Genomic DNA, 17,518 nt, shown 5'->3' with positions numbered 1-17,518 from the left:
GTATTCGTTGATCGACTGCCGCAAACGCCCTGGCCACCAGGTACTGCGATGTAAAAAAGGCCAGCGAGACGTCGCTCTCGCGCCCCGCTGGCAGAGGTAAAGCCTTTACCGTGCTATCAGACGCTGATGCACAGGTATTTGATTTCGAGGTAGTCCTCGATACCGTACTTGGAACCTTCGCGGCCCAGGCCCGAAGCCTTGATGCCGCCGAATGGCGCGACTTCGTTGGAGATCAGGCCGGTGTTGATACCCACCATGCCGTATTCCAGGGCTTCGGCAACACGGAACACACGGCTCATGTCGCGGGCGTAGAAGTACGAAGCCAGGCCGAACTCGGTGTCGTTGGACATGGCGATGACTTCGGCTTCGTCTTTGAAGCGGAACAGCGGCGCCAGTGGGCCGAAGGTCTCTTCCTTGGCGACGGCAGCGGTCTTCGGTACGTCAACCAGGATGGTCGGCTCGAAGAAGTTGCCTTCGATGATCTTGCCACCAGACAGCACCTTGGCGCCTTTGCCAACGGCGTCTTCGATGTGTTCCTGAACCTTGGCGACAGCTTTACCGTCGATCAGCGGGCCAGTGGTGGTGCCTTCTTCCAAGCCGTTACCGATCTTCAGCTTGGCGACAGCGGCGGCCAGCTTCTGGGCGAACGCGTCGTAGACGCCGTCCTGCACGTAGATACGGTTGGCGCAGACGCAGGTCTGGCCGTTGTTACGGTACTTGGAGATGATCGCGCCCTCGACCGCCTTGTCCAGGTCGGCGTCGTCAAACACGATGAACGGGGCGTTGCCACCCAGCTCCAGGGAAACCTTCTTGATGTCCTTGGCGCATTCTTCCATCAGCTGGCGACCGATTTCGGTCGAGCCGGTGAAGGACAGCTTGCGTACCAGGGAGTTACCGGTCAATTCGCCGCCCACTTCGCCAGCGCTGCCGGTAACGACGCTCAGCACGCCAGCCGGGATACCGGCACGGTGGGCCAGCTCGACCAGGGCCAGGGCGGAGTATGGGGTTTGCGAGGCAGGCTTGAGCACCATGGTGCAGCCAGCGGCCAGGGCCGGGCCGGCTTTACGGGTGATCATGGCGGCCGGGAAGTTCCACGGGGTGATGGCCGCGGTAACGCCGATTGGCTGCTTGATAACGATCAGACGCTTGTCTGGCTGGTGGCCAGGGATGGTGTCACCGTAGACGCGCTTGGCTTCTTCGGCGAACCACTCGATGAACGAGGCGGCGTAGGCGATTTCGCCCTTGGCTTCGGCCAGTGGCTTGCCTTGTTCGGTGGTCATCAGGCGAGCCAGGTCGTCCTGGTTCTCGATCATCAGTTCGAACCAGCGACGCAGCTTGGCCGAACGCTCTTTGGCGGTCAGGGCACGCCAGGCCGGCAGGGCCTTGTCGGCGGCTTCGATGGCGCGGCGGGTTTCCGCGGTGCCCATCTTCGGCACGGTACCGATGACTTCACCGGTGGCCGGGTTGGTCACCTTGATGGTCTGGCCGTTGTCCGCATCCAGCCACTCACCATTGATGTAGGCTTGCTGGCGGAACAACTGAGCGTCTTTGAGCTGCATGTCGGCTTCCCGAATTGTTGATTGTTGAAAAGCGCCCAAGGCAGGGCATCGAGCGTTTGAAATCTCAAACGAATGCTAAGCGGCTGCTGGGGTGTTGGACAATAGGCTGTTCGAAAAAAAGAACGAATGGTTGAACAGTCCGTCCGGAAATGTCGCTTCAGGTTAGACGATCGAGCGGTGGGAAATGTGAAAGTTTGGCGCTTGCCATAACAGCTTTTGCGCCTGTGAGACTGAGCGCCGCGCGGGCGGCGCTCGATGTACGTATCAACACAAAAATTACGTCAGGCCTACCGAGCTCAGAAGGCCTTGGCCAGGTCGATCACCAGTGCCCGGTAGCCGACACTGCCCGGCTGACGGCTGTGCACCTTCAACTCCACCAGCACCTCCTGGGTCCCACGCCGCACTTCGTTGAGCACGGTCGTGGTCAACTTGTCCGGCGTCAGGAAGTTTACCGATGCCGAGTAGATGAACTGGGTATCGGTCTCCGGCCGGTAAGCCACCACCGAAGTGACCGGGCTGTACCACTCATCACCGCGCTCCTTACCGTACTCCCACACCTGCTCGACCGTGCCCTTGGCCTCGTCGATGCGGTATTCCACTGCCCGGCTGTAGTTGCCGCTCAGCTTGGTCGGTGCAAAGTCACGGCCCCAGCCATTGTCGAACACGGTCAGCGTACCCTTGCCGGTCAGCCAGGCCGTGTGCTGGGTCCACGACCAGTCGAAACCTTCGCTTTCGACCGGTTTCAGTACCTTTTCACGCAGATGCTGCGGCCAGCCTTGGGGCGAGGCAAGGATCCATTTCACCTGCTTGTCGCGGCCGATCTTCGCCACGCCCTGGTGCCGTGCTGAAACGATGATGCTGTCGTCATCGGCGTCGTAGTCGATGGCATTGACGTGCGCCCAGTTGCGCCCGGTGCCCACGCCGGGGGTGTCACCAAAGGGCAAATCACCTTCGGCCAGTTCATTTGCCAGCCGCTCGTCTTGCTTCTGCACCCCTTCCGGCAACTGAATGGCGGCCTTGCCCAAGGTTTCCAGCAAGTCGCCTCGATACGGATCGAGGATCTGGTTGAGGTCCCAGAAGTCCAGCACATCCCCGGCCTCGTTAACCTCGATGATGTGGTCACGGATCGAACGTACGCGCTTACCGTCCGGACGGCGATAGTCGCTGGTACCCACCCGCAGCAGATAAGTGCCATTGGTGGTCTCGCGGATTTCATGGGAGAAATCGGCGAACTTGTCGGGCAGCGAGCGCTGCCAGATACGCCGACCCAGCAGGTCGCACTTGGAATAGGTCTGGCCCTGGCCCCAGATCAGCTTGCCATCGCGGGTCTGCTGGAAGCCCATGGTGCCGCCCAGTCCATCGCGGCGGTTGGAATCGTGGATCTGCTCGATGTCCAGATACCAGCGCACATCGCCGTTGCTGTCGGCGATCCAGTTGTTGCCCACCTGGTCCCACTCTGCCGCACCGCCCAGGGCGTTCCACTTGAAGGCACGGCCACCCGGGATGTCACCCTGCAAGTGGTTGAAGAGGTAAAGGCGCTTTTCAAAACCCGACGCCACCTTGATCGGTTCCACTTCCGGCAACGCGGCGGTCTGCTTCGCCACCACCGGCAGGCGCACGGCCGGGGCGTAGATCTGGTACTGCTGGCGAATACGCTCGCCGTCCAGCTTGTAGGTCACCTCCACCTGGTTGACGTGGTCCGGGTACAGGCCAAACACCGGGATGCCGCCGTAGGTCCACAATGAGCGATCAGACACGTCATAGACGATGTCCACCCCGCGCTCCCCGCGCCCCAGCACGCGTACATGCGCGGCACTCAGGCTGCGCCCACCGTCGCGGATAATCGCGGTCAGCGGTGCCAGCCGGTAGGGGTTGACCACCACGTCACCGAGCAGCGTTTCGTCGCGTTCCGGCACTTTCGCGGTCAGGCAGGCGCCCTCAGGCAATGCAGGGGTTTCAGTCTTGGCATTCATGGCAAAGCTCCTTGTGCTCAGAAGTCGTAACGGGCAGTTGCGCCGAAGGTGCGCGGGGTGCCGAGTACACCGGCATAGCCACCGTTGGCGGAGTTCCACAGGCTGGTGAAATAGGTTTTGTCGCCGGCGTTTTTCACCCACAGCGACAGGTCGACCACGCCGTCGCCCTGGTCCAGGCGCACACCGGCTGAAAGGTTGACCAGCGCGTAGCTGGGGATCTGGCCGAAATCGGAATCGTCGATGGTGCCCACCGCCTTCGAGCGGAAGGCGTAGCTGGCAGTGACGTAGGGTTCTACGTGCTCGGTGGCCTGCCATTTGTATTGGGTGTTGAGGTTGGCGATGTACTTGGAGGCACCGACCACCTGGTGGCCGGACAGGTCGCAGGTGGCGGTGGCATTGGCCAGGCTCACCTCAGGTGGGCACGGGGCGTCCTTGTACTCGGTGTAGCGCACATCGTTCCACGAGCCGTTGAAGTTGACGGTAAGCCCGCGGATCGGCAGCGCCGTGGCCTCGAACTCCAGCCCGCGCGACCGCACGCGGCCGGCGTTGGCCAGGTATTGCACGCGGTTGATCTGGTCGTAGACGTTGGCCTGGTAGCCATGTACTTCGGCCCAGAACAGGTTGCTGTTAAGTTGCAGCCGACCGTCGAACAGGGTGCTTTTCAAACCCAGTTCGGCGTTGTTGACCCGCTCGGTGCCCACCAGAAGCGAATCGGTACCCAACCGTGGCGCAGCACCGACGGTAAGGTTGACGCCGCCCGACTTCTCGCCGTGGGTCAGGGTGGCGTAGCCCAGCAACTGCTCGTTGAAGCGGTAGCTCAGGCCCAGCAGGCCGGAGGGGCTGAAGCTGTACTGGTTGAGGTCACCCGAGTCGTAGGCCCCTATCCGGGCCTGCCGCGCCGCTGCAGCAGCACCCGTTACAGCCGCACCGCCGCTTGGTGCATCGCGGGTTACCCAGGCGCTCTTCTCCTCATAGGTACCGCGAATGCCGGCAGTGAAATCCAGACGATCGGTGACATGCCAGGTGCCTTGGGCGAACAGCGCGTAGCTGTCGGTGTCGATGTGGCCGTTGCCGATGGTGTCGACATTGTTCAAGGCACCAGCGGGCGTCAGGTTCCAGACATCCGCCTGCGGTCCGTAATAAGTGAAGGACTTGTTGTCCAGGTCCTGCTTGAAGTAGTACGCCCCCAGCACATAGTCGAAGGCGCCACCGGTGGGCGAAGCCAGGCGGATTTCCTGCGAGTACTGCTTGTCACGTACCGATACCCCGGCGTTGTAGAACACCGGCACGTTCAGGCCATCGTCGTTGCGCGGGGTGAAGTCCCACCAGCGGTAGGCGGTGATCGAAGTCAGGGTGAAATCGTTGGGCAACGTCCAGTTGGCCTCCACCGAGGTGCCGCCCTGGAACACCGTTACTTGCTGGTCGGCGTCGAAATTGACCTTGCGGTCCTTGCCCGACACCAGTGTCGCGCCCGCCTGGGCGGCCAGGCTTTCGTAGCGGTTGACGCCATTGATGGTGGGGCCGGTGCTGTACAGGCTGAGGATGCCGTTGTTGGAGTCTTCTTCGTTGTACTCGCCGATCCAGCGCAGGTTGAAGGTGTCGCTGGGCTTGAACAGCAACTGCGTACGAAAGCCCTGGCGCTTGCCTCCGTTGAGGTCGGCGCCGTTGTGGATGTTCTTCACATAGCCATCATCTTCGGTGCGGTAGGCACTGATACGCCCGGCCAAGGTCTCGCTGATCGGCCCCGAGAAGCTGCCTTGCGTTTGCAGGTAGCCGTCTTCGCCAATCGACTGCTGGATGCTGCCCTCGCGGTGGAAGGTGGGCTTGCGCGTGGTGATGTTCAGCACCCCGGCGGTGGTGTTCTTGCCGAACAGCGTGCCCTGCGGGCCGCGCAGCACCTCCAGTTGCTCCACGTCCAGCAGGTCGAACACCGCCATGCCGGGGCGACCGAGGTAGACGTTATCCAGATAGATGCCGACGCTGCCCTCCAAACCATCGCTGGCCGGGTTGTTGCCCAGGCCGCGAATCGAGATGCTCGACTGGCGGGCATGCACATAGGCGACGTTGGTGCTGGGCACCAGCTGTTGCAGATCCTGCACACGGTAGATGCGCTGGGTTTCCAGTGTCTCGCTGTCGAGCACGCTGATCGGCGTAGGCACGCTCTGCGCGGTTTCTTCGCGGCGGCGGGCATTGACCGTGACAGTGCCAAGCTTGGCTTCCTGTTCCACTGCCGGGGTGGCACTGACCGGTTCTTCGGCGAAGCTGCCAGAGGACGCCGCCAGCAGCACGCCAGCGGCCAAGGGTTGCAAGGTTAAACGCGACGCGCGCGCAGGCCAACGGGAAAGTCCGGACATGCAAATGCTCCTTGAGGCATGGGCCCTGGCGAGCATTTCCGTTGGCGGAACCGAATCGCGGTCAGTCGGGCTTATATTCTTTTAAGTGATATAAATATTTGTAATTCATATTTAGTGGAATAAGCAACTCCCTTTATAAGGGGACTCACCCTTGTCAGCAATTGCATTTGACCGAAGGTTTTAATGTAGAAAATGCATATCGATCTGCGTCAGTTGCGCCACTACATCGCCCTTGTCGAGCACCGCAGTTTCGTGGCCGCTGCGGCTGCCGTGAACCTGTCACAATCGGCGTTCAGCCGCAGCATCCAGACTTTGGAGCACAACATTGGCTGCCGCCTGGTGGACCGCGCCAGCAAGGAGCTGGCGCCCACCCGCCAAGGCTTGTTGGTGCTGGAGCATTCGCGGCGGCTGGTGCATGGGGCGCACAACCTGGTCAACGAAATCCACCAGTTCAACGGCGCCACCACGGGCGTGGTGCGCTTCGGCTCCGGCCCGGCACCGGCCGGAGGGTTGGTGCCACGGGCGGTGGCGCGCTTCGTGGCCGAGTACCCGGCGGCGCGCACCTGCTTTCAGGTGGACAACTGGCAGGCGCTGAACCGCAAGCTGGTTGCCGAAGAGATCGAGTTCTTTGTTGCCGACACCCGCCAGTTCGAGTCCGACCCGGATTACCAAGTGCACAAGCTGGCCCCGCAACGCTGGCATTTCTGCTGCCGCGCCGGGCACCCACTGACCGAACAGGAGAGCGTGCAGGCGCGTGACCTGTTCGACTACCCGCTGGCCACGACCTTCAGGCCGCCGAATATCCGCAAAATCCTCAGCGACCTGAGCGGGCGGCAGGACTTCCTGCCATCGGTGGAGTGCGAGCATGGCTATGCGCTGCTGAATGTAGTGATGCATTCGGACACCATCGGCATTGCCTGCAATGCCAATTTGCGGCCATATGAGATGGAACGGGGACTGGTGGCGTTGAAGCTGGCGGACCTGACGCCGGAGCAGGAGGAGACGTTCTATACCCGCTATGGTGTGGTGAGCCGGGTGGGTTATGGCTTGTCGCCGTTAGCGCAGGGGTTGGTCAGGCAGTTGATAGCCTGTGATACCGAAATCTGAAGGTTGGCGGCGGCCCCTGTGGGAGCGGGTTCATCGGAACGCCGCACCGCCGCGAATGCGATGTTGGCATCACCGCCGCATTCGCGGGTAAACCCGCTCCCACAGGGACTGCAATCAGGGCTTAGCCCTTGCGGGTAGTCCGGCTCAACTGCCCATCCACCCCGACCGGCACTTCACCCGCCAACGTCACCCGGCGCACTACTCGTGGCTGAGTCCCGTAATCATCCACCGCATAGTGCTGCGTCGCCCGGTTATCCCAGATCGCCACATCTCCCGCCTGCCAGCGCCAGCGCACAGTGTTCTCCAGGCGCGTCACATGCCCCTGCAACACCGCAAACAGGTGCTGCGAATCCGCCAGCGAATAGCCCTTGATGCGCTTCACGAAATGCCCCAGTTGCAGCGCCCGCTCGCCACTGATCGGGTGCACGCGCACCACCGGGTGCTCGGTCTCGTAAACGGTCGATGTGAATACCTTGCGATAGCGCTCCAGCTTGGCCGGGTCCACATCGGGCTTGATGCTGGCATAGTCGTATTCGTTGCTGTGCACCGCCCACAACTTGTCGGCCAGTTCGCGCAGCGGCTCGGGCAGTTCCTGATAGGCCGCAGCTGTGTTGGCCCACACGGTATCGCCACCCGAAACCGGCGCCACCACGCTGCGCAGGATCGAGGCCTTGGGGTAGGCGTCGACGAAGGTCACGTCAGTGTGCCAGGAGTTTGCCCGCTGGCCTTCGGCGCCATCGAGTTGCAGCAGGTAGCTGGTGCCGTCCACCACCGGCACGGTGGGGTGGGCGACCGGCTCGCCAAGCAGCTTGGCGAAGGCTTCCTGGCTCTGGTCATCCAGGTGGGTCTGGCCACGGAAGAAGATCACCTTGTGCTTCACCAGCGCCGCCTGAATGGCGTCCAGGGTGGCGGCATCGAGGTCGGCAGACAGTTGCACACCACGGATTTCGGCGCCGATACGGCCGGCAACCGGGTGAATGTCGAGTTCGAGGGTTTGTGGCACGTTGGCCAGGGCGGCATTGCTCATGGTCGTGGTCCTTGCGGTTGTTGTCGGGTTGTTCGGATTCAGCGGGCGGCCTGCACGGCCTGTTCCTGTTTCAGCGCGGCATCGAGAAAGCGCGGTTCGATCCAGTCGGCAACCTGGAAACCACGGCGGATAAGCCGCTCCTTGGCTGCCAGGTCGACGCCCTGCTGCAACTGGCCGACGAATTCGGCGTCCAGGCGTGGGTCGAAGTAGTGGGCGAGGTCTTCCTTGGCCAGGTCATCACTGAGGATGCTGCGTGGCCAGTTGGCGTTGTTGGCCACCAGGTTGATGTAGGCGTCGCGGTTATGTTCGTCACGCAACCAGGTACTGGCCTGCTCCTGGGCGTTGACCAGGCGCTGGACCAGTTCGGGGTACTTGCGGATGAAGTCACCAGTGCCCAGCAGCACTGCCTGGGTGCTACCGGCGCCTTCGAGGTCCCGCGAGTTGACCGGCAGCTCGACCAGCCCGCGTTCACGCAGCGACAGCAGGTTGGACAGGCCCCAGGTGGCGTCGATCTGCTTGGCCGCCAGCGCAGCGTTGGCGGCGTTGAAGTCCAGGTTGATCACCTTCAGCTCACGCTCGGTCAGCCCTTGGCTGGCCAGGGCGCTGGCGAACGACAGCTGGTTGGCTGTACCGCGGAACACCGCTACGCGCTTGCCCTTGAGGTCGTGCAGGCTCTTGATGCCAGAGCCTGGCACCACGCCCAGGTAGCTCTTGACCCCACGCACGCCCGCCGTCAGCACGCGGGTATCCAGGCCATTGGCCTTGCCGACGATCGCAGCCAGGTCGCCCAGGTAGGCAAAGTCGGCCTGGCCGTTGGCCAACGCCTCGTTCACCACGGGGCCGGCCCCCTTGAAGAAGTGCCAGTCGATGCGGATGCCATCCTTGGCGAATTCCTTCTCCAGCAACTGCTGGTCACGCAATACATCGACTACGCCGCCTGCGCTGGGCTTGCTGCCGGCGCTGAGGTCGGGTACGGCGATGCGGATGCTTTCAGGCTTGGCTGGCTCGGTCGCCTGGGCGCTGAGGGTGATGGCCAGCCCAAGGGCGGTAATCAGGTGGCGCAACGGGGTTTTCATGGCAAGGCTCCTTGGCAGGCTGCCACCGGCGATGGCCGGCGCGTTGGCCAGAAGCTAGGCAGGTCTGGTTAGAACCTACAAAGATCAAAACTTCATTTTTTAGTAACTGGAAGGCATAAATTAGGCGGCATGCGGGCCTGCGACAGGCTTGCGAAAAGTGCATGGAAAATATGAGGAAAACGCAACGGCGGGGGGCTTCCGTATGCACGGGGCGCATGCTCTTATCTCTTGAAAGTCACTTTATGGTTTTTTTAATTCCATAAATGAATAACCTAAAAACGCTTCGAGAGATGGCCGATGAATGGAGTTCTGAGCAGGAATCGGGGGGGGCCGCTACGCGACCCATTCGCGGCGCAAGGCCGCTCCCACAGGGTCCGCATTCTCTCGGCAGAGCGAGTTCTGCCTTGGTTGCTGCCTGTGCTGATTGCACTTCTGTGGGTGGTGGCCAGCCGGCAGCACTGGATGAGCGAGCAGATTCTGCCGGCGCCAGCGCTGGTGTGGCAGAGCGCGGTGGAGTTTGGCTCGGGCGAGCTTTGGGGGCACCTGTGGATAAGCTTGCAACGGTTGTTCTGGGGGCTGGCGGTAGGTATCGGCAGCGGCTTGCTGCTGGGCTTATGGCTGGGCGCTTCGCAGCGGGCACAGACATTGGTGCTGCCAACCTTCGTGGCACTGGCACAGATTCCTACGCTGGCCTGGATTCCGTTGTTCATGCTGTTCTTCGGCATCGGCGAGTTGTTGAAGCTCGTGGTACTGGTAAAGGCCGTGGTGGTTCCCGTCACCTTGCACACGCTGGTAGGTGTACGCGATGCCCAGCCCAAACTGCGTGAAGCCGCGTTGGCCATGCGCCTGCCCCGGCACTTGCTGTTTCTGCGCCTGCTGCTGCCGGCTGCCCTGCCCGCGTTTCTCACCGGCGTGCGCTTGGCCCTTGCCACCGGTTGGACCTCGCTGCTGGCGGTCGAGTTGCTGGCCTCCAGCGAAGGGATCGGCTACCTGATGGTGTGGGGTCGGCAGCTGTTCATGCTCGACCTTGTGCTGCTGTGCATCCTGGTGATCGGCCTGGTCGGTGCCGTGCTGGAGCGCAGCTTCTCTATCCTGGAAAAGCACGTGCTGTTCTGGCCACAACCGGCCACCGGCGAACAGCAGCGCGGGCCAGTGCCACGAGGCTGGCAAAGCCTGCTGTTGCCGCTGGCACTACTGGCAGTGTGGCAAGCCTGCAGCAGCTTTGGCTGGGTTGACCCGAACATTCTCACCTCACCACTTGAGGTACTGCGCACGTTGCTGGTCGGTTTGGCCGACGGGTCGCTGCCGCAGGCCTTGCTGCTGAGCCTGGAACGCACCCTCACCGGCCTGCTGCTGGGGGGTGGCGCCGGCCTGCTGACCGGGTTGCTGCTAGGGCTTTCAAACCACGCAGAACGCCTTTTCGGGCCAAGCCTTTCGGCCTTGCGCCAGGTGGCGCTGTTCGCCTGGGTGCCGCTGCTCACCGCCTGGTTCGGCCTGGGTGAAGGGGCCAAGCACGTTTTCGTAGGCTTGGCCGCGTTCTTCCCGTTGCTGATCGCTACTCAGCGGGGTATCGCCAGCCTCTCGCCACAGCTGGGCGAAGCCGCCCGCACGCTGCGCCTGAACCTGTGGCAACGCTTGCGTCTGCTGGTACTGCCCGGTGCGGCCCCGGCGATTTTCGCCGGGCTGCGCCTGTCGCTGATCTACGCCTGGCTGGGCACCATCGGCGCCGAATACTTCATGCCTTCGGACGGCGGCATCGCCAGCCTGATGATCGGCGCCCAGCAACTGTTCCGCATGGACCAGGTAATGGCCGCCATGGTCCTGATCGGCCTGGTCGGCGCCCTGCTCGGCAACCTTGGACAACGCCTCGAATCGCGCGCCACGCGCTGGAGAACCGCATGAACGCCTTCAACACCTCACACCTGCACGCGGCCAACCAGCCCGACACCACCCCGCCCCTGGTCAGCTTCGAAGGGGTCGGCAAGGTGTTCACCGTGGACGGCCAACCGTTCGAGGCCATCCGCAACTTCAACCTGTCGATCAACGAAGGCGAGTTCATCGCCATTGTCGGCGCATCCGGTTGTGGCAAGTCCACCTTGCTGCGCTTGCTGGTTGGGCTGGATACCGACTACAGCGGCAGCATTCGCGTCGACGGCCATACCGTCAAAGGCATTGGTGGTGAGCGCGGCATCGTGTTCCAGGAGCATCGTCTGTTTCCATGGCTGACCGTGGAACAGAACATTGCCCTGGGCCTGGTCAATGAGTCGCTGACGCAAGGTGAACGTGCGCGGCGCGTACATGAGTTCGTGCAACTGGTGGGGCTGGTGGGCTTCGAATCGGCTTACCCGCACCAGCTTTCCGGCGGCATGGCACAGCGCGTGGCTATCGCACGTGGGCTGGTCGCCAGCCCTCGGATCCTGCTGCTAGACGAACCATTCGGCGCGCTGGATGCGCTGACCCGCCAGCAACTGCAGGACGAGTTGCTGGCCATTCGCGAACGTGCCGGCATCACCACCTTGCTGGTCACTCACGATGCCGAAGAGGCGACTTACCTGGCGGACCGGGTCGTGGTGCTGGAGCCACGCCCGGGCAGGATCAAGTCGGTGGTGGAAATCGACCTGCCGCACCCCCGGTTGCGCACAGGCGTTGCACTGCATGGCCTGCGCGAGAAAGTGCTGCACCAGATTACTGGAACTGGCGGTTACCTGCCGCCAGTACGTCGCGTGGAAGGGCTAAGGCCGGAACTGATCGCGCTCTGATCGGGTTGAACGCCCAGCCGGAGTGACTTGGCAGGTAAAAACAGCTACAGATCAAGGCGATGGACGCCACCGATTCAGATGGGTATCATGCGTGCGCGTTGCACTCGTAGCTCAGCTGGATAGAGTACTGCCCTCCGAAGGCAGGGGTCGTGGGTTCGAATCCCGCCGAGTGCGCCATATCAAAAAAGCCCTGGGCCTGAGCCCGGGGCTTTTTCGTTTGTGCGACATGTCGCCTTTTTGGCACTCCCGTGCCATAGGTCATTGGTGTTAGCGTGGGCGTCTTCCCGTTTTTCGGACGGGTAACCCACAACAATGATTGGCGAAGGAATGCACGCAACCATGCACCTGAAAAAACTCACCGCCACCACCCTGCTGCTGGCCAGCATCGGCCTGTTCACCCAGCCGGCCCAGGCCAACCTCACACAGCAACAGTCCGCTGCCATCGTCAAAGCCTTCGACAGCAGCAACCCAAGCGACTTCAAGCAGTTCCTCGCCAAGCTCAAAGGCAGCGACCTTGCCAAGGCCGACAACCTCGAGGCAACCCTCGACGCCTACCTGGCCAGCAAGCCACTGGCCGCCGAGCAGCAAGACGAGATCAACCGCCTGCTCGGCCTGTATACCCGCATCAAGTATGGCAAGGCAGCCACCGAAACCCTGCGCGAGCTGGTGGCCATCCCCACCTTCAATGTCGAGGGTACGCCGCAGTACCAGAACCCCGAGTTCCTCAAGATTGCCGACAAGATCAAGGCCCTGGCCGACAGCTTTGGCCTGGCCTTCCGCAACATTGACAACCGGGTGTACGAGATTTCGCTCGGCAGCGGCAAGGAAGTCATCGGCATCCATGCCCATGCCGACGTGGTGCCGGTCAACCCGGACAACTGGAAGCTGGCCGACGGCACACGCCTGGACCCGTTCAAGGTCACCCTGGTTGGCGACCGCATGTACGGCCGTGGTACCGAAGACGACAAGAACGGTATCGTGGTGGCGATGTACGCGCTGAAAGTGGCCAAGGACGAGAACCTGCCGCTGGCCCGGCAGTTCAAGCTGCTGATCGACACCACCGAAGAAACCAGCGGCGATGCCATCCCCTACTACTTCGAACGCAACCCCACCCCTGACTACAACCTGGCCCTCGACGGCGGCTACCCGGTGGTGATCGCCGAGAAAGGCTACGGCACGGTCATGGCCAGCTTCAGCAAGCGGGCGGCCACTGGCAAGGGCGCAGAAATCGTCAACCTGACAGGCGGCCTGGCCACCAACCAGATCCCGACCACTTCGGTAGCGACCCTGGTTTCAGACAACCCGACGCAGCTGGCCAAACAGTTGCAGCAAGCCGGTGCCAAGTACGTGAAGCAGCATGGCGGCGACTTCAGCATCGACGCCAAAGCTGAGGGCAAGAACGTGCTGCTAACGGTGACCGGTGTTTCCGCCCACTCTTCGGAGCCGGAGTCCGGGGTGAACCCGGTGGCCCGTATGCTCGACTTCATCAACGGCTTGGGCAAGCAGCTACCGCTCAAGCACAACCACTTCACCGACGCCGCCCGCTATGCTGCCGACAACTGGGGCCTGGACTACCTGGGCAACAAACTCGGCGTGGCGTTCAAGGACGCATTCATGGGCCCGCTGACTGCCTCGCTGACGTTTGTCGGGGTAGATGAAAAGGGCCTGAAACTGGCAGTGAACCTGCGTATTCCGAAGGGCAAGCCAATCGCCACGATCAAGGACGAGCTGGCTGACAAACTGGGCAAGTGGACCCGCCAAAGCCACACCTCGGTAGCCTTCGACTACAGCCTGGACGAGCCGATGTACCGCAACCCTGAGGGCGAATGGGTCAAGGCCCTGCTCGCGGTGGCCACCGAGAACCTGGGCATGAAACATGAGTTCGGCACCTCGGCCGGCGCAACCTCGGTGCACGACCTGCCCAACGGCGTGCAGTTCGGCCTGGCCATGCCGGATGTGAAGTACACCGGGCACAACGACAACGAGTTCAAGACGGTGGAGCAGTTCATGCTGGACCTGCAGATCGTGAGCGAGATGGTCGCGCGGCTTGGGCAGATGCCGAAGCTTTGATTGGCTGTACTGGCCTCTTTGCGGGTAAACCCGCTCCCACAGGGATCGCACAGATTTCGAAGGCGGTGTAGTTCCTGTGGGAGCGGCTTCAGCCGCGAAAAGGCCGGAACAGGCGATCACCCATGACGTTTTTCAATCGACTCCATGCCGTTTCCTGCATTGCCGTGCAGAGCGCCGTGCCGGATGCTTTAGTTACTCCGAGACAGCGCTTTTTTCCCCCGCAGAGGCCCGTATGAAGACCGTCGAACAAATCCTCAAGACCAAGTCCCAGCACCAGACCGTGTACACCATCGGCCCGGATGACTCGGTGCTCGACGCCCTGAAAATGCTGGCGGAGAAAAACGTCGGTGCGCTGCCCGTGGTCGAGGGCAACCAAGTGGTGGGTATCGTCAGTGAACGGGACTATGCGCGCAAACTGGTGCTGAAGGGCCGCTCGTCCGCCGCCACCCCCGTGCGCGAAATCATGAGTGCCCCAGTGGTGACCGTGGAGCCCAAGCAGAAGCTCGATTTCTGCATGAACCTGATGACCGTTCGCCACCTGCGTCACCTGCCGGTGGTCGACAATGGCAAACTGCTTGGCCTGTTGTCGATCGGTGACCTGGTCAAGGAAACCATCACCGAACAGGCCAGCCTGATTCAACAACTGGAGCAATACATCCGCGGCGAATGAAGCGCCTCAATGGTAGGCGCGCTCCAGCTCGTCCAGCTGATGGTCGAAACTGCGCAGGCGCGCCGACCAGGTGTACACCAGCACCTCCAGGTCACGGTTGAGCACGGCAGTATTACCATGGCCACTGCAGGTGGGCTCGCCCAAGTCCAGCTGGTAGCGTTCACGGGCCATGGCCTGGGCCACGCTGGACAGGTCGCGGGCGTAGGCCAGCCAGTGGTGATGGTGGTCATGGATTTCACGGTCCAGTGCTCGGCACTGGCGCTTCAGGGCATCCAGGCTCTGCTCCAGCGGCGTGCCCTTGAGCTCGCCCATGACCTCTTCGAACGTACGCCCCGAATGCCAGTAACTGCCCCAGAAGTAGCGGTCGAATACTGTTTCGACGCGGCGTAGCGCCACCTTGGTGTTCCAGATGGTCAGCAACGTTCGCCCCTGAATCACTTCCCGCTTGTTCAGGTGCAACTGCTGCCAGGCAATCCAGGTCAGCGCCACCAGCGCAACCGCCACAGTGACTGCGGCAGCGGCATACAGGAAATGCACTGCCTGGTTCATCTGCTGCGTCTGCCTGATGCCGTAGAAGTAACTGGCCGTCAGGGTGCCCAGGATCGTCACGGAGCACCAGAAGCCTGGTGCGTAGGGATCTTTCATCGCGCTATCCCCTTATTGTTTTCCTGAGCATAGCAACGGCCAATCACTCGTCAGGTGCCGCTCGGCGCTTTATTTTCGGGGGCGGCGCAACGCTTCGTTGAGTTGATCGAAAGGCTCCGCCCAATCGGCATCCTCAATGATGCTGTCCTTGAGAAAGGCACGCTGGGAGTCGGTCCAGAACGGCGCATCCACCAGCTTGATTTCGTTCTTCAGCGGTGAATGGCTGGTGATGAACTGATCGATACTCTTGGGATCGTCGGGCAGGCCCAGCTGTTTGAACAGGTCGGCAAAGCGATGAATCGGCGCTTCCATGGTTCCTCCTCGGTGCCAGGCAAACCGTCCACGACGCCCGCCTGGCAGTGGTGTGAAAACATCAGCACAGCTCGCGCACTTCGGCGTGCGGCACCAGTTTCATATACTGCTCCATGCTCATGTGGATCAAGTGATCGTGGTCACCCGCCTCCAGGTAGACATCGCCTTGGCGGGTAAGGCTTGGGTCGAGCAGCATTTTTATCTGATAGGCATCACCAAGGGCCGGCACGGCGCCGCGCTCGCAGTCACTGAAAAGGCTAGGCAAGCCGCTTTCCCGGGTGAGTTGCCAGGCCCCGGACATGCGTACCTTGGTCATGTCCAGGTGCCGGTTGGCCGGTAGCACGGCCATGATGTAGTTGCCATGACGGTCATCGAGCATCACTGACTTGGCGACCCGCTCGGCGGGCACGCCGGCCGTCCGGGCCGACTCCAGGCTGGTGGCCGAATGGGGATGGGGAATGATGTCGTAATCGCAGTTGGCCTTGTCCAGGCGGGCCTGCAGGGTTTTAGCCATACGCATGATGCACCTCCGGTTTCGCCCCCCAATCTCCAATTTTAGGCCTGACAGCGGCAGGCAGGGCTAAACTTGTGCAATAGAGGCAAACGAGGTGACGACAGGTGATCGCCCGCTGCTGGCGCTGGCTGTTGCTGCTGTTGCTGCTTGGCATTACGCCCGGCGGTCAGGCAGCGCCCGGCGCAGTGTGGGTGCTGGGCATCGACGATGCCATCGGCCCTGCCAGCGCCGATTACCTGGTACGCAGCCTCGACCAGGCCCGGGCGCAGGGCGCGCAGCTGGTGGTCATTCGCATGGACACCCCAGGCGGGCTGGACAGCGCCATGCGCCAGATGATCAAGGCGATTCTCGCCAGCCCCGTGCCAGTGGCCACCTACGTTGCGCCCAGCGGAGCCCGTGCCGCCAGTGCCGGCACCTATATCCTCTACGCCAGCCATGTTGCCGCAATGGCGCCCGGGACCAACCTGGGCGCCGCCACCCCCGTACAGATCGGCGGCCCCCCAGGTGCCCCCAAGGACGACAAGACCAAGGGCAGCGATGATGAAACCCTGGCACGCAAGCAGGTCAACGACGCCGCTGCCTACATCCGCAGCCTGGCGCAACTGCGTGGGCGCAATGCCGAGTGGGCGGAGAAGGCCGTGCGCGAGGCCGTCAGCCTGCCCGCCAGCGAAGCCTTGCGGCTGAATGTGATCGACCTGATAGCCGATGACCTGCCCGACCTTTTGCGCAAGCTGGATGGCAAAACGCTGCAGGTCGCCGGCCAACCGCACCAGCTGCAGACTGTCGGCGCCAGCCTGGTCGAGCACCTACCGGATTGGCGCACACGGGTGCTGGCCGTGATTACCAATCCCGGCGTTGCACTGATCCTGATCATGATCGGCGTGTACGGCCTGTTGTTCGAGTTCATGAACCCCGGCTCTACGGTGGGCGGTGTGGTCGGCGGCATATGCCTGCTGCTGGCGTTGTATGCCCTGCAACTGCTACCGGTGAGTTTCGCCGGGATGGCGCTGATCCTGCTGGGCATCGCCTTCATGATCGCCGAAGCCTTCCTGCCCAGCTTCGGCGTGGTCGGCTTTGGCGGCATCGTCGCCTTCGTGGTCGGCGCTTTGATCCTGATCGACACCGATGCCCCAGGCTTCGGTATCCCGCTGACCTTGATCGGTACCTTGGCCGTGCTTTCGGCGCTGCTGATCGGTGGTGTGCTGGGCATGGCCCTGAAAGCACGACGGCGGACACTGGTGAGCGGCGACGCCGGTCTGGTCGGCAGCCTGGCTACCGTCACCCAGGTGATACCAGGCAACCCGTTCTGTGGCGTGGTGCTTGCCCAGGGCGAGCAATGGCAAGTGCAATGCGCAACACCGCTGCAAGCTGGCCAGAACGTGCGGGTGACCGCGCGCCATGGCGTGATGCTGGAAGTGAGCGCCGCCACGTCTGCGGCGCAAGGAGAATGAG

The 17,518-nt window shown here is 62.3% G+C and carries 14 protein-coding genes and 1 tRNA gene; 7 read left to right on the top strand and 8 right to left on the bottom strand.

Annotated elements, in window-relative coordinates; translation table 11 throughout:
• Nucleotides 1-116 precede the first annotated feature (116 nt).
• The 3 genes from gabD to PM2_RS19860 all read right to left on the bottom strand — a co-directional run bounded on the left by gabD (nucleotide 117) and on the right by PM2_RS19860 (nucleotide 5,886).
• Nucleotides 117-1,559, bottom strand: a complete 1,443-nt coding sequence (gene gabD / locus PM2_RS19870) for an NADP-dependent succinate-semialdehyde dehydrogenase (RefSeq protein ID WP_015268576.1) — start codon at nucleotides 1,557-1,559, stop codon at nucleotides 117-119.
• 296 nt (nucleotides 1,560-1,855) lie between these two features.
• A complete protein-coding gene (locus PM2_RS19865) occupies nucleotides 1,856-3,532 on the bottom strand; it encodes an aryl-sulfate sulfotransferase (RefSeq protein WP_016714430.1) in 1,677 nt (558 codons plus the stop codon).
• A 17-nt stretch (nucleotides 3,533-3,549) separates the two neighbouring features.
• The gene (locus PM2_RS19860; RefSeq protein ID WP_028699557.1) at nucleotides 3,550-5,886 is read right to left on the bottom strand and encodes a TonB-dependent receptor; all 2,337 of its coding nucleotides are present in this window, start codon (nucleotides 5,884-5,886) and stop codon (nucleotides 3,550-3,552) included.
• Nucleotides 5,887-6,078: 192 nt separating this feature from the next.
• Here PM2_RS19860 and PM2_RS19855 point away from each other — a divergent pair, with 192 nt between their 5' ends.
• Nucleotides 6,079-6,993, top strand: a complete 915-nt coding sequence (locus tag PM2_RS19855) for a LysR family transcriptional regulator (RefSeq protein WP_016714428.1) — start codon at nucleotides 6,079-6,081, stop codon at nucleotides 6,991-6,993.
• 121 nt (nucleotides 6,994-7,114) lie between these two features.
• Here the strand turns inward: PM2_RS19855 and PM2_RS19850 are convergent, their stop codons facing one another.
• On the bottom strand, nucleotides 7,115-8,020 hold the full coding sequence (locus tag PM2_RS19850) for a TauD/TfdA dioxygenase family protein (RefSeq protein ID WP_028699558.1): 906 nt from the start codon (nucleotides 8,018-8,020) through the stop codon (nucleotides 7,115-7,117).
• Nucleotides 8,021-8,058: 38 nt separating this feature from the next.
• Nucleotides 8,059-9,096: an ABC transporter substrate-binding protein gene (locus PM2_RS19845; RefSeq protein WP_016714426.1), complete on the bottom strand. Its 1,038-nt coding sequence runs from the start codon at nucleotides 9,094-9,096 to the stop codon at nucleotides 8,059-8,061.
• A 297-nt stretch (nucleotides 9,097-9,393) separates the two neighbouring features.
• On the opposite strand from PM2_RS19845, the gene PM2_RS19840 reads away from it, so the two are divergent.
• The 5 genes from PM2_RS19840 (at nucleotide 9,394) to PM2_RS19820 (ending at nucleotide 14,595) form a co-directional block, all read left to right on the top strand.
• Nucleotides 9,394-10,998, top strand: coding sequence for an ABC transporter permease (locus PM2_RS19840; RefSeq protein ID WP_028699559.1), 1,605 nt, complete (start codon nucleotides 9,394-9,396; stop codon nucleotides 10,996-10,998).
• Nucleotides 10,995-11,855, top strand: coding sequence for an ABC transporter ATP-binding protein (locus tag PM2_RS19835; protein ID WP_016714424.1), 861 nt, complete (start codon nucleotides 10,995-10,997; stop codon nucleotides 11,853-11,855). The genes PM2_RS19840 and PM2_RS19835 overlap by 4 nt, the downstream gene beginning before the upstream one ends.
• 100 nt (nucleotides 11,856-11,955) lie before the next feature.
• A tRNA-Arg gene (locus PM2_RS19830) sits at nucleotides 11,956-12,032 on the top strand.
• Between the two features lie 162 nt (nucleotides 12,033-12,194).
• Nucleotides 12,195-13,925 carry a dipeptidase gene (locus PM2_RS19825; protein WP_016714423.1) on the top strand — a complete coding sequence of 577 codons (1,731 nt, stop codon included), beginning with the start codon at nucleotides 12,195-12,197 and terminating at the stop codon, nucleotides 13,923-13,925.
• Between the two features lie 232 nt (nucleotides 13,926-14,157).
• Nucleotides 14,158-14,595 (top strand): CBS domain-containing protein, encoded by a 438-nt coding sequence (locus tag PM2_RS19820; protein ID WP_016714422.1) that lies wholly within the window; start codon nucleotides 14,158-14,160, stop codon nucleotides 14,593-14,595.
• A 6-nt stretch (nucleotides 14,596-14,601) separates the two neighbouring features.
• Here PM2_RS19820 and PM2_RS19815 read toward each other — a convergent pair whose 3' ends face one another.
• The 3 genes from PM2_RS19815 to PM2_RS19805 all read right to left on the bottom strand — a co-directional run bounded on the left by PM2_RS19815 (nucleotide 14,602) and on the right by PM2_RS19805 (nucleotide 16,072).
• Complete coding sequence (locus tag PM2_RS19815) at nucleotides 14,602-15,240, bottom strand: hypothetical protein (protein WP_016714421.1); 639 nt, start codon at nucleotides 15,238-15,240, stop codon at nucleotides 14,602-14,604.
• A gap of 69 nt (nucleotides 15,241-15,309) precedes the next feature.
• A complete protein-coding gene (locus PM2_RS19810) occupies nucleotides 15,310-15,552 on the bottom strand; it encodes a DUF2789 domain-containing protein (RefSeq protein WP_016714420.1) in 243 nt (80 codons plus the stop codon).
• A gap of 61 nt (nucleotides 15,553-15,613) precedes the next feature.
• Complete coding sequence (locus PM2_RS19805; protein ID WP_016714419.1) at nucleotides 15,614-16,072, bottom strand: aminoacyl-tRNA deacylase; 459 nt, start codon at nucleotides 16,070-16,072, stop codon at nucleotides 15,614-15,616.
• A gap of 98 nt (nucleotides 16,073-16,170) precedes the next feature.
• On the opposite strand from PM2_RS19805, the gene PM2_RS19800 reads away from it, so the two are divergent.
• Nucleotides 16,171-17,517, top strand: coding sequence for an NfeD family protein (locus PM2_RS19800; RefSeq protein WP_028699561.1), 1,347 nt, complete (start codon nucleotides 16,171-16,173; stop codon nucleotides 17,515-17,517).
• Nucleotide 17,518 lies beyond the last annotated feature (1 nt).

Origin of the sequence: Pseudomonas monteilii NBRC 103158 = DSM 14164, assembly GCF_000730605.1 — a bacterium.
Classification (GTDB): Bacteria; Pseudomonadota; Gammaproteobacteria; order Pseudomonadales; family Pseudomonadaceae; genus Aquipseudomonas; species Aquipseudomonas monteilii.
The sequence above is the reverse complement of the archived record's forward strand: the minus strand, read 5'-3'. Positions and strand labels throughout refer to the sequence as shown.